Consider the following 14,727-nt stretch of genomic DNA (forward strand, 5'->3'; position numbering starts at 1 on the left):
CTGTCTAATGACAAAGAAGACGAGATTTAGTGCTCGTCTTTTTTTTTTGCTTATAAATATAACGATATACATGTTTATTTCTGATGTGATAGTTCAGAAAAATTCCATCATATTTCGATATTTTTTATATTATGAATAAAGTGATTATTATAAAAGATAGGTAGTACTACATAAAAATAAGTTGCAATACTACATGAATCGTAAAACCTTTATATAAATGGTTAGATTTGTATTGTTATATTTTACTAAAGATAGAAATAGAATAAACAATAATCTTTAATTATTTACAATAGATATTAAAAATGTATTTATATATGATATAATATTTGAGGTGTAAACCTTTTATTATGTGAAGGAGGAAATTATTTCTATCATTACTTTAGAAAGGACTGAATGCGAAATGAGCAATATGAAAAAAACAATCAGCTGCTTTTTACTTTACATTCTACTATTTTCTTTTGTCGGAGATACCCTGGCATATGGGTTCCAGGAAAAATTGGAACCTCATACTGCAACAACAGAGACATCTCTTACTCCTTTTGACATTACTCTAAGTCAAAGTGTCCTTAGAAGCTGGGAAACGCTGAATCTGAGCCTTAAGAGCAATGGACAAGACTTTGACCATGCTGAGCTCACCTTTGTGAATGAGCATGGTGACCTTATTCAAAGCACCTTGTATCAGCATGGGGATGAAGTGGAGTTAAGAGGATCCGTGAGTATTTCCTCTGAATCAAAATCTGGAAAATACAGATTATCTAAAGTCCAAATCCGTGATACCCAGTTTCAGGTCATGGAGTATACTGGAAATCCTGAGCATGTCAGTGAAACAGTACACTATCTTGATTTTTCAAAATACGTATTTGAAGTAAAAGGAACTGCGGACTATAAGTACAATTACAGCCTCCATCGCACCGAAACGGAGCTTGAGGGACAACATAAGTTTGAGTTTACCATGGATCTGAATGAAGATTTTCTGAATGTGGATGTCATTGATTTATACTATCTTTTAGATGGTAAAAATGACTTGATGAATGTTAAGGGAGGAGAATTCTTCACCGCAAGACTCTATAAATCAGAAGGTCAGAAGTACATCGGAGAGAGTGTGATCCCACGGAATCAAGTGGCGGGAGACTATTCTCTATACTCAATCTCCGGGCTCAAAGAGCTTCAGAATTCTGACTCAAATACCTATACATCTGACTTTTCCATCTACAATGAAAATCAAGTGGATTCAGTCTACTCCAGCACGGATGACTTCAGCGGATATGGTGTACGTATCCAGAATACTTTAGGTGGAATTGTGCCTGAATTCGAAATCCGCAGCAAGCAGCCTATTTATAGTGCTGAAGAGAGGATTGAGCTGGATTTCAGTGTTTTAGATCCACGCTTTAAATCAGAAAACATATATGTAGAGGTTGTAAATATCGATGATGTTGACTTTACATATCACTTCCCACTGAATCTAGATTCAAATAGTGGTTCTTATAAGACAGCATCCTATGAGTATGCTGAGAACCTGAAAAACGGTGCCTATGTTATTAAGAGTATTACATATGACATGTCCAATGAGTATTTTAAATTTTACAACAGTAAATATGCCGATGAAAATCAGGGTGGGCTGTCATTTGTATCAGAAGAGATTATTTTTAGTGTGACAAACTCTATGAAGGGATATTTACCAGAATTTGAGATTTCTGTAACCCCTCATAGTGCAACCAAGAACGATATGATTACCATGGATCTGACCTATGAAAACACACAAGTGAATCTCACTTTTGTAAGTCTAGAATACATCTATAAAGATCCAAAGAACCCAGAGGTTGATAACAAGAAGGTACTTATTTTAGAACGGATTTCTGAAACACAATTTAGAACAGTTATCGATGTGGAAGATTATATGAATTCTGGTGAATACCAGTTGAATAAGATTACACTTGCCGGTAAAAGTCTAATTGATCGGCACTATCATGAGTATATTGTGGATAAAAGAAGGAACGTAGACACGTATAATACAAGGGACTTATCCGCTGGGGATTACCAGATTATAAATACTGCTGGTGATAGTGAACTTCCGGTTCTTAAGAATCTAGTGGTACCAGAAAAGATCTATGCCCTAGAAACTATTGAAATTCTTGTGGAAGCGGAGGATCTTGGATCAGGTATAAAGAAAGGATCTGTTTCTGTTTTAAACGATCATGGGTATTCCGATACCTACAGCTTAACCATGAAAGATGGTATGCTGAGAGCTGAGCTCTATGTTCCACACATGAAGTCAGAAAAACTTGTTATAACAGATGTTACATTAGAAGATCAGGCTGGAAATCTGATCACTTACTACCATCCGGATTATGCACCTGCTTATGGAAATGTGCACCTCATCAAAGATGTAGCTATAGAGTATCCGATTCTTATAAGGCCTTACGAAGGGGATATAAAAATCACACTTCAGAATCCCTTGGTTTCACCTGGAAACTACAGTCAACTTTACATTTCTTTGAATCCGTTCATTGATGCTGAAGTTACTGCAAACTATAAAACACCCAATGGCGGAAGTGTCACAAATACTTTTTATAGGCAGTATGATAAGAACAGATATCAGAGCCTTATTGTGCATCACTATGGAGATCAAGAGGGGACCTATGTGATGGAATCCTTACGGATCAGTTCAGCTGAAGGAACAATATTTGTTCATCATGGTATAGAAGGAAAAGATGGGACAATGGATTTGTCATCTGGAAACTATACGGTTCAGCACACAAAAAACGATTTAGAGAATCCAACACTAGAAAAACTCACAGTGGGCATAAAGAATCTCGGAGATGGTCGTGATTCAAGACAACCCATATCTGTTTATGCTTCCGACGACATCAGTGGTGTCCAAGATGTCGAGGTAGAACTATATAATGAGCTGCAGGAAAAGACCAAAATAATCAATTTACAGCGAAAGCTTGGCAACTTTTTTGCTAAAGAAGTCTATTTCGAACCCAGTGACCATGGCAAATGGGATGTTGTGAAGGTAACACTACATGATTATTCTGGGAAGAAAACACTTTACCATGACATCCGTTATCCTGAAGGGGGATCTGAAGGCTCCATTCCCTTTGATTTTTCTGATGGGTCTTTCCAGGTTCATTATGGATCCGTAGACGACCAAGCGCCTAAAATTCTCGAATCAAAGCTCATGAAAAATTCAGTGCATCTCAATGAGCAGTTTGAGTACCGGATTAAGGCGGAAGACAACTCAAACTCAGAAGGTAAAGTAGCGATTACGTTAGAAAATGAGCGTGGGATTGAATTTGTTTTAAGTGAGTCCCGAGTTTTCAATGGAAAAGATTTTGTCATCAGCGGATTGCCCATTGAGACGGAAAGATTATGGGATGTGGGGCATTACAGAGCGAAAAGCATCTCGATCTATGACAGCAATGGAAATAGTGAAGTGGTTTATGATCAAAGAAATGTAGATGCTGAAATCGAAGGTCAGGACCTGTCACATTTGGATCTGACTGTCACTGAAGTGTTTAAGGCAGATATGACAGGATATTTTGATGGCATCTCAGTATCATCCAATGAAATCAAGGCGAATGAAAAAGCAGAAATCAAAGTAATTCCCGGGGTAAGACTTAGTGAAATCTTACATATATCGGTTTTTTATACAGCCTTCTTTCATTTTGAAAATATGGACCAAGTGGTCAGTCTCAAGAAAAATGAGAGTGGAGAGTATGTGGGCGCATTTTATCCTAGAGGTATCAGTGGCGAGTTTGAAGCAAGAAAAATTAGAGTCGTGACCCAAAGGGGTACTTTTGATTTTTATTCTGACATCCATCCACTGGGATTCGAAGTGTTGGACCTGGAAGGCTTAAACATTAATGTTCTTTATGATTTCATAGATGATGGTTCAGGTCTTGAACCTGAGACCTTTGACAGAAATTTACTAAGTCAGATTTCTATCGACGATGGCATCTTTAAACCTGGAGATAAAGTAGGGATAGATTTAGGGTTTGACTTTGAAGAGCATGGTGTAGAAAATGTGGAAATCTCCTTTAGAGCTAATGGAGAGTATTCCTCGAAGGTGGTTACTGCCTATGGTTCCTACAGTGTGTACCCTGTAAGAGATAGAGATAAGGAAGGTCTATATGAGATAGACAACATAAGAGTACATACCAAGACAAATACCTTCTATTTCTACAATAAAAAGTATCATGCCTATGAAGATGAAAGTACGATGATCTTCGAGGAGTTCTTTGAAATTTCCAATAAAGTAACGGATGTGGATTCTCCGATTATTACGGGTATTGTGTCAGAATCCAAGATGGTGCAAAGAGGTGAAAGTGTTCAATTTACTGTTGAAGTTCAAGATGAGAGTTTACTTTCATCTGGAAGTCTTACACTGAAACATCAAGATGAGAGTACAGAAGAAATCAGACTATATCCAGTATCAGAGGGTACGCTACAGGGGACATGGCATGTGGACTTGGCTTTATCTCAAGGAGTCTGGACGCCTTACATGATTGAAGTGACGGATCTTTATGGGAATTCAGACAGAGTATTTGATATGCATAGTTTGGGATGGACTCCAACAGAGCAGTTGAGAGATTTATCCTCGGGCAGTGTCATTGTCTCCACAAATGTCATGAAGGATACTGAAGCCCCCATACTTAAAGCAATCGAAACCATGGAGATGGATGGAAGACATTTTGTCAGGATTCAGGCTGATGATGCCAGCGGACTATGTGATGTGGTACTGAAGTACAAACATGATGATCATATCTATGAAATTTATCAGCCTGCTGTTCGTTTGGATGGTTCGTACTACGTGAGTATCACGGACTATGTGCGGCAGTATCAAGGTGATTTTGAACTGGTTTCTCTCTTCCTCAAGGATTTTGCAGGAAACGGAATTCAGTATCATCATCTTGCAAGTCAGCATACACTAAATAATGCTGATTTAAGTGGTGGTGATTTCGAAGCACTGAACACAGAGGAAACTGATACGCTTCATTTTGAGAACATAGTGATCTCTACGGATCAAGGATATACGCCAGGTGAAGTAATACTGTCCATGGACAGTACAATAGATACCAGCATGTATCAGAATGGCCAGGCCAGCTTTGTCAATATAGAGACAGGTGAATCCTTCATGCTCTATATGAGCAAAGCAAGCAACGGTTATTTTGAGTTCAGGAGCTATGAGCAGCCAAATGTTTCGAAAGGTGAGTATGTGTTAAACTCCATGGTGCTTCATAGGGAATACGATGAGTATTCACTGATTGTTGTTGGTTTCTCGGAAATATACCAATACAGAACAAAAGTCAAGTTTTATGATTTTTCAGATGTTACGGTCTCCATCTCAGAGGATAGACCTGCAGTTGAGAACGCTGCGATTGACGTCCATGGCGTAAGGGTTTACAAGAAGGGAGAAGAGCCAAGTTCTGTTACGCCAGTCATTAGACCCCACGATACGATGGTAGTGGAGTTTATGCTGGAGAGCGAGAAAAAAGTAACTGGAATAGCGCTTCAGTTTGCAGCGAGCGATTATGAACGCATTCAGATGGGGGGAGAGTTTACAGAAATCCAGGAGGGACTCTATCGGATCGAGATTCCCATGAATGAATTTTATAGTGACGGGTTTTATGAGTTCGAAGGCTTTAGCGTGAATTTTGATGAGGACTCCTATGGAGGATCTTACTATGCACAAGAGATTCCCTATGGCTTTGGAAACTATGCAAGGGAGATTCGTGTGGAAGGTTTTGGTTCAGACAAATCAAAGCCCATGCTGAAAGAAGTCTCCGTAGACAAGCGGGTGGTCTCCCAAGGTGGAGCTGTAGTCTACACATTCCAAACCTCTGATGATTTATCTGGGACTGAACTGGTTGAAGGTTATGTTCAAGGGGTATTCACGGGTCATAGAATTCATTTTGGTGCATTTGCCCGTAATGAAGAGGTCAGAGCGACAGTATCATTGAGTCATGCCCCTGCAGATGTGTATCTCCTGACTGGGGTAATGGTCCACGACAAAGCAGGAAATAGTGCCGAGTACAAAAACAAGGCAACTACAGAATACGGCTATAATGTCATAAGGGCTGATTTTGAACATGCTACTGTGAAAGTCATAGACAGCGAAGAAAGAGAACCATCGCTGAAGTATTCCACTCATGTGGAAGGAAAGGGATGGTTAACACCTGTAAAAGATGGCGAAATGAGCGGTTCCTTGGATCAAGGGTTAAGGTTAGAAGGACTGAAAGTTCAGGTGGAAGATGCCAATGATCTTGGGGTTGAATATTCCACCCATGTCCAGAATAAAGGCTGGATGCCCTTTGTGAAAGATGGCGAGATGAGTGGTACGGAAGGTCAGAGTCTAAGAGTAGAAGCTGTGAAGCTTCAACTGACGGGTGAGGAAGCCTCTCTTTATGACATTTACTATCGCGTGAATGTTCAGAGCTTAGGCTGGCTCGGATGGACTAAAAATGGCGAAGAAGCTGGTTCATCAGGCTATGGCTATCGTATGGAAGCCATTGAGATCAGGCTGGTTAAGAAGGACTCTGAAGACAAGCCGGTTGTTGGAGACTCCTTTAAGGAAAAAGTAAAACCGAGTATTCAATACAGAACGCATGTGCAAAATGTGGGATGGCAAGAATATGCACAGAACGGAGGGATGAGTGGGACCACTGGACGAGGTTTGAGACTGGAAGGACTGGAAGTGAAGGTTTCAGGAGCTGAGAATGTAGGCATTCGATACTCCACTCATGTCCAAAATAAAGGGTGGCTGACTTATGTGGAAGACGGGAAGATGAGTGGTACCAGCGGACAGTCTCTGAGACTGGAGGCTGTGAAGCTGGAGCTTACTGGTTCTGAAAAACATCTGTATGATGTGTATTATCGAGTGCATGCAGAAGGTTTCGGCTGGCTGGACTGGGCGAAAAATGGAATGGCAGCAGGAACTGCTGGCTATGGGTATCGCCTTGAAGCCATAGAAATCCTTGTCTTGGAAAAGAATCAAGCTGCACCAGGAAACATAAAAACTCCTTACCAATCCAAAAAGGACAGTCACGCTGTCCGTTATCAGACACATGTACAGAATGTAGGCTGGCAGGAATATGTGGGAGATGGAGCTATGAGCGGTACCAGCGGCAGGTCCTTAAGGCTGGAAGGTATTAGAATTGCAGCGGGGGAACATCTTCCAAGTGGCAGCATTGAGTACACCACCCATGTTCAGAACAAGGGATGGCTGCCCAAGGTAACAGACAATGCCATGAGCGGCACTTCTGGAGAGTCTTTAAGATTAGAGGCCATCAGAATAAACCTCACAGGAGAGCTTGCACAGCAGTATGATGTGTACTATCGTGTTCATGCTCAGAATGTAGGTTGGATGGATTGGGCAAAGAATGGAGCAGATGCTGGAACCGCAGGCTATGCATACAGACTGGAAGGAATCGAAGTGATGATGGTTCCCAAAGGAGGAGGTGCTCCGGGTGGAACAGCGAGACCGTTTATAGAGAAATAGATACATTATTTCAGTAATCAACCAACAAGTTAAATACACAAAAGCAGCTAGAGTTGAGACTTCTAGCTGCTTTTCTATTCAACTATTGTGCAAATGAAGATATAACATTAAAATTTTTATATATAATTTAGATTACCATGTATCATTATATAGATTTTCAAAATTGACCTCTACAAGACTTTCAAATTCAACGATATGTGGAATGAATAGTGTTCTGTAGGATTCCAGAATTATTTTTGCGATCGATTTCATAATGGGTTCACTTAGAGTATAATAACGATATAACGTATTATTATGAAATTCAATGAATTAATAAAAGGTGGCTTGTTAAATGAAGAGTACTGGAAGTAGCATGGTTCTTAGAAAAATTACTGTATTGTATTTGATGATCGTTGTATTATTTGTATCAATTCCTGTGAAAAATGTTCAAGCTGCGTATTCTACTCCGGAAGGCTTCGAATACACATTGCGTCAAGGCAATGCTTGGATCACAAAATATAAGGGGCCACTGAAAAATATTACAATACCATCAGCTCTCTATGAAGGAAGTGGCAGTATTCCGGTCGAAGGTATCTCATCGTATGCTTTTCAAAGCAATGACCAGATTGAGAGTGTAATAGTGTCAGAAGGCATCAAATATATTGCATATAATGCGTTCTTACACTGCAATAATCTTACGACCGTTTCTCTGCCTAACTCTTTAGAAGTAAGGGATTCTTTCATGTTTCGTTCGTGTTTCAATCTCAGAGAGTATATCATAAAAGAGGATCATCCGAACTTAGAGCTTGTTGAAGGAATCCTGTATACTGAAAATTTAGAGACGATTGTTGCATGCCCACCCTCAAGTGGGTTAAGTATATTGAATGTTCCTTCCTCAGTTGAATCTATAATGGCAGGGGCTTTCGAGTTTCATAAAACCTTGCAAATTATCAATTTTAATGAGAAACATTTAGATATTGGAGATTTTGCATTTGATTCTTGTGAAAATCTAACAGAGGTGAATTTATCACAAAATACTGAACTCTCCGTGTACTCTTTTTATAGCTCACCATCTCTCACTGTGATTAATGTTCCCAGTGATAGCCTTTATCATAGTTCTTATAAGGGTGCTCTGTATAGTAAAGACCTTACTACTTTAATGAAATACCCTGCATTATCCCTAGAAACCACATTTGAAGTGCCTGGCACTACAACAACGATTGCTAGATATGCTTTTGAGAATTGTAAAAATCTAATGAAAGTCATTTTGCCTGAAGGTATGACTAAGGTTGATGAGTTTAGTTTTCAGAATGCAATTAGTGTGGAGGAAGTAGTGCTTCCCGCTTCGATTCTTGAAATCGGGGGCAGTGCATTTGAGAACTGCTCATCCTTACAATACATAACCCTGCCATCATCAGTAAAAACAATATCTTCTGGGGCATTTTCATCTTGCGATTCTTTAGAAACATTACAATTGCCAGAGGGGATGGAGTATATTGGCGCTGCTGCTTTTGAGAACAGCAACTCCTTGAAAGAGATTACACTACCCAGTTCATTGCGAAACCTTGGAGAGCGGGCTTTTCAAAACTGCACTGCATTGTCGAGCATCCATATTGGAGCGAATTTATCGGCAATCTATCAAAATACATTCTCATATACTGCGAGTCTAACGAATATTATTATACCGGGTAATATTAAACTGATTACTGATTATGCATTTTATGGGTCTGGACTTCGTGAGCTAGATCTTAAAGAAGGTATTGAAAGCATCGGATCTTATGCATTCTCAAGAAATCAAAGTCTAGAAGAGGTAATTCTTCCGGACTCCCTATATCATCTAGGAATCGGTGCCTTCAGTGAAAACCCATCAATACGAAAAGTTAAGCTGAGCAATAGCCTTACAGCAGTTCCTAACCGTGCATTCATCTATGGTAATGCCATCGAAGAAGTTATTATTCCTGAAGGCATCGTATCCATTGGAGAGCGCGCTTTCTCCAATGCAAAACTGACAGAGCTTATACTTCCATCCACACTCACTTCAGTGGGGGACTATAGTTTTGAAAATACTTCCCTTAAAAATATATACTTTTATGGCAATGCTCCAACATTTGGGAGAGAACCCTTCCCATTAAAGAAGTACTATGATTCATACTCTCCTATAGAAGGTGTGTATTATAAAGGAGGAACTACTGGATGGGATGACGTGTCAGTGTTTAACACGCATTATTCTTCAATACAGTTAAAGCCGTTTTATTTGGTGCAGTATTTGAGCGATTTGGATGAAGAGAATATTCCCAATGACCACATGAGATATCTGAGCGGACAAACTGTAGTATTGAAGAGATTCGAGGCTTCGGATACACATCTTGGTATAAATTTTATGGGCTGGGAAAATGAAATTGATGGTACGAATGTTATATATGCAGGGAACTCAGAATATGTAATCTCTAACGAACACCCTGCATTTCGTGCGATTTGGAGCGAGGAAAAGATACACACATTGAGTTTTGAAAACAATATCGGAAATCCTATACCAGATCAGTACTTAAGACCTGGTGAATATCCAAAAGAACCGATTATTGAACAAAGAGAAGGGTATAGATTTGATGGTTGGTACGCTGACCCAACGTTTACTGATGTTTTTAACTTTGATGAATTACTTTCTGATTCAGGTATGATTTATGCACTATGGACTCCCTTGGTATATCAGGTTACCTTTGATACAACAGGTGGGAAGCCGATAGCACCTGAACTCTATGAGTACATGTCATTGATCAAAATTCCGGAGAATCCAGAAAAAACAGGCCATACATTGCATTATTGGAGCTATGGAGATAATTTTAGGAATCAATGGAACTTTAAGGAAGACCGTGTAACAAGCAATATTACATTAATCGCATATTGGATTGCAAATTCTTACACTATATCTTTTGAAACGAATGGTGGTGATGCAATGAATAGCATTACTACTAGTTTTGGAAACAGATTAAACTCTCCGAATACTCCGAAGAAAGCAGGGGTACAGTTCGATGGGTGGTATGTAGATCGAGACCTTACCCGAGAATGGAATTTTGAAGAGGATCTTGTGGAAGAAGATATGATTCTCTATGCGAAATGGGCACCCTTACCCCCAAGTGTGAAATATCGTACTCATGTTCAGAATGTGGGTTGGCAGAACTATGTATCTGATGGGAATAAAAGTGGCACAGAAGGTCAGTCTTTAAGATTGGAAGGGATTGAGATCCTGCTAGAAGGAGATCCTGAGCTTGGAATACAGTACTCCACTCACGTACAGAACCTAGGTTGGCAGGACTACGTATCTGATGGTGAAATGGCTGGTACCAGCGGACAATCGCTAAGACTGGAAGCGATTAAAATAGAACTGACTGGAAGTAAATCTCAATTCTATGATGTCTATTATCGGGTTCATGCACAAGGTTTCGGATGGCTGGACTGGGCAAGAAATGGTATGGCAGCTGGAACTGCAGGCTATGGGTATCGGCTTGAAGCCATAGAAATCTTAGTTTTGGAAAAAGGGCTGTCAGCCCCTGTAAATACAAGGATTCCTTACCAGTCTAAAAATGACAGTCAGTCTGTACGCTATCAGACTCATGTTCAGAATGTAGGCTGGCAGGAGTATGTGGGAGATGGACTCACGAGTGGTACCAGCGGTCGGTCCTTACGGCTGGAAGGTATCAGAATCAAAGTGGGGGAACACCTTCCCAAGGGCAGCATTGAGTATACCACCCATGTTCAGAACAAAGGCTGGCTGCCAAAGGTATCAGACAATGCAATGAGTGGCACTTCAGGAGAGTCTTTAAGATTAGAGGCCATCAGAATAAACCTGACTGGTGAACTCGCACAGCAGTATGATGTGTTCTATCGTGTCCATGCTCAAAATATCGGATGGATGGATTGGGCAATGAATGGAGCGGATGCTGGAACTGCAGGGTATGCATACAGGCTTGAAGCCATAGAAATTGTGATACATCAAAAAGGAGATCCAGTCCCTGGTGATACAACCAGACCTTTTATTCAAAAATAACTAGTCGGAAATGTGATAGAATGTACCGCTGAAAGTATAATTATAATGGTGCAAGAGAAGGCAGCTGGATAGGTCATTTCCGGCTGTCTTTTTGGGTTTTTGCAGTAAATTAAATAAGTCAGTAGGAGGGTGCGCTTCTCCTGCCCTGTTGGAACGCTGATGTTAATAAAAGGGTATTTGTAGTCATAATCCTAATTGTGAATCCTTGATTCTGTTTAAAAAAACGCTGTTGTCCCTGCAGTGATATTGATATAATTATTTCTGACGGGGTTCGAGGACTTTTGGTGAAATGAAGAAATTAAGTAAATATGAAGATCACATAGGAGTTGTTGTATGAAACAGTTGATTCGAAAAGTTTTATTGGCGCTGGGATGCTCACTGATATTGTTGAACGTTGCCTCATCCGATTATTTAGCCTCTGGTACAGAAATAACTGCAGAAAAAGTGAATCGGATTCCCATAGAAATTATGGAACCTGATCCTGTATCGGGTATTTCATATTATAGTGTTCAGAATGATGGATTGAGCACTTCTTTCGTAAGAGACAGTTACTCAGAAGATTTTGCGGATGTAGTTAGAACAGGGATAAGAAACTTTCAAACCAGCATGAATATTTCAGCATATAAGATGACTGTGGAGGAGATGAAGGACAATTATTTCAGAGTTCTTTACAACTCAGGCGATCTATATTATGTAAAAACTGGATTCCGATACAGTGTTTCAGGTGGTTATGTCAGAGATGTTTATCCTGTTTACATTCATACAAAGGAAGAGGTTCAGAGTATGAATGCAGCTTTTTCCAGAGAAGTGGAGAAGGTAAGAGGGCTTGTGAAGCCGTGGATGAGTGATTTGGAAATTGCACTTATTGTAAATGATTATTTGGCAACAAACATCTCCTATGCGATGGAAGCTCTACAGTCCCCAGATCATGAGTATCACGTATATACCGCCTATGGAGCCTTGGTGGAAAAATCTGCGGTCTGTCAGGGGTACAGCTTGGCGTACAATTATCTGCTCCGGGAAGTCTTCGGGGTTCCTGCTGAATACGTGGTGAGTGAATCCATGAATCATGCGTGGAATATGGTTCAGATTGATGGGGAGTACTATCATGTGGATGTGACATGGAATGATCCGGTTGCAGACCGTCTTGGATATGCAAGGCACATGTTTTTTCTGCTAAGTGATGCGGAAATATTGACCAGGCAGCATGAAGGCTGGTACTCACCAGTCAAGGCAACCAGTACGAAATACGACCACTACAGTTGGGAGTTTTTTAATGAACCCTTTGCCCGTATTGCAGACCAGTATTATTTCATGGGCAGTGATCGGGTTCTGTACAAATATAGCGCTCAAAATGATGTGAAAACACCCATCGCAAATCTTTATGATTTAACAAGGGCTAACGGAGCATCCATGCCTCAGTTCTCTGGAGCCAGCCGATCCATCTATGCCCTAGGCGGAAGACTCTATTTTCTTATCGAAGGCGGAATTGCATCCGTTATGCCGAATGGAACCCTCTTTAGAAAAGAAGTGAGTTTTCCAGCGGCTCATACGAAAATCTGGGGTTTTCTAAAGGAAGAAGCTTCATTTTCTTATGTGCTTTATGAAGAAGAGCAGATACGAAGAATCTCAGTTCCCGCGATCAGGAAAGTTACTGGGGTTTCAGTCCAAGAAGACCGTATTACGTTGATGCCCAAAGAGTCGAAGAAACTAAGTGTTTCCGTATCACCATATGATGCGTCAAATAAACAGCTTACCTATATCAGTACAAATCCCCAGGTGGTGGAGGTCCGTGATGGTATGCTCTATGGAGGCTCAGTAGGCAGCGCTGAGGTTTATGCAGTCAGTAATGATGGTGATTTCTTTGATAAGGTACAGGTAACTGTGCAGACGAAGCTGATTAAAATGGAGGTACTGAAACTTCCGGATAAAATGTCCTATACGTTGGGACAGCCACTTCAGATGGAGGGTCTCAGTGTGAGAGGTACTTTTGAAGATGGAAGCACCCGGATTTTTCAGTCCAATGAGCTGACCTATTCAGGCTTTCAAAGCAGCATTCCCAATGCAGCCCAACCGATTCAGATCAGTAGTGGCGGTGTTTCCATCAGCATTACTGTGGAAATCAAGAATATCCCCACGGTTTCTTATAGAACTCATGTCCAGAATTATGGATGGCAAGGTTTTAAGGAGAACGGACAGATGAGTGGGACCACAGGAGAGTCCTTGAGGCTTGAAGGAATTGAAATAATGCTTCGGGGTAAAGAAAAGCTTGGGGTGAAATATACCACCCATGTTCAGAATTTGGGATGGCAGGATTACGTCGCAGATGGTGTGATGAGTGGAACCAGCGGTAAATCCCTGAGACTTGAAGCGATTAAGCTGGAGCTTACTGGAGAAAACGCAGCTTTGTATGATATTTATTATCGTGTTCATGCAGAGAATATGGGCTGGATGGGCTGGGCAAGAAATGGTGAGCCTGCTGGCACATCCGGCTGTGCATACCGTTTGGAAGGCATAGAGATCTTAGTGGTTCAAAAAGGAATGGATCCTCCATATGGGGCTTCTCCCGCATATGCGAGCAAGAAAAATGAATGGAAGGTCACCTACCAGACACATGTTCAAAATCAAGGCTGGCAGTCCAGTGTCTTTGATGGTGCCATGAGTGGTACCAGTGGTCAATCTCTTCGTTTAGAAGCCATTACCATTTCTCTTGGAGAACAGCTTCCAGAAGGTTCTATTGAGTATACAACCCATGTGCAGAACAAAGGATGGCTAGATCCAGTGAAGGATGGGGCGCTCAGTGGTACCTCGGGTCAAGGTCTGCGGCTGGAAGCCATCAGAATCAGACTGACTGGAGAGGTTTCGGAGTCCTATGACATCTATTACCGAGTTCATGCGCAGAACATCGGATGGATGGGATGGGCGAAGAATGGCGAGGATTCAGGAACTGCAGGGTACGCCTACCGGCTGGAAGGTATAGAGATACAGGTGGTTCCGAAAGGTGCCCCTGCGCCTGGAAGCACTGCGGGTGCTTTTCGGGTTAGAGGATAAAAATATAAATATGCCACAGTATTATGGAGAAGGATGCTCGTTAAAAGAGTTCCTTCTCCTTTTTTCTATTTGAATCATGAACTAGGGTTATCGTTTCTATGGTTTTTCAGTGCTGTTCGATAGTAGGGGGTGAAATTTTCGTTTTAAAGAG

General features: G+C 40.9%; 3 protein-coding genes. All 3 read left to right on the forward strand.

What is annotated here, in order from left to right; all coding sequences use genetic code 11:
* The first annotated feature begins 400 nt into the window (after positions 1 to 400).
* Positions 401 to 7,501, forward strand: coding sequence for a hypothetical protein (locus BM243_RS06220; protein ID WP_083422661.1), 7,101 nt, complete (start codon positions 401 to 403; stop codon positions 7,499 to 7,501).
* 331 nt (positions 7,502 to 7,832) lie between these two features.
* On the forward strand, positions 7,833 to 11,525 hold the full coding sequence (locus tag BM243_RS06225) for a leucine-rich repeat protein (protein ID WP_074911457.1): 3,693 nt from the start codon (positions 7,833 to 7,835) through the stop codon (positions 11,523 to 11,525).
* A gap of 333 nt (positions 11,526 to 11,858) precedes the next feature.
* Positions 11,859 to 14,576 carry an Ig-like domain-containing protein gene (locus BM243_RS06230; RefSeq protein WP_074911459.1) on the forward strand — a complete coding sequence of 906 codons (2,718 nt, stop codon included), beginning with the start codon at positions 11,859 to 11,861 and terminating at the stop codon, positions 14,574 to 14,576.
* Positions 14,577 to 14,727: the final 151 nt, after the last annotated feature.

Source organism: Proteiniclasticum ruminis (assembly GCF_900115135.1).
In the GTDB taxonomy this organism is placed as follows: Bacteria; Bacillota; Clostridia; order Clostridiales; family Clostridiaceae; genus Proteiniclasticum; species Proteiniclasticum ruminis_A.

Coding starts and splice junctions, on each gene's coding strand:
- BM243_RS06225 (WP_074911457.1), top strand. CDS start 7,833: ATGAAGAGTACTGGAAGTAGCATGGTTCTTAGAAAAATTACTGTATTG.
- BM243_RS06220 (WP_083422661.1), top strand. CDS start 401: ATGAGCAATATGAAAAAAACAATCAGCTGCTTTTTACTTTACATTCTA.
- BM243_RS06230 (WP_074911459.1), top strand. CDS start 11,859: ATGAAACAGTTGATTCGAAAAGTTTTATTGGCGCTGGGATGCTCACTG.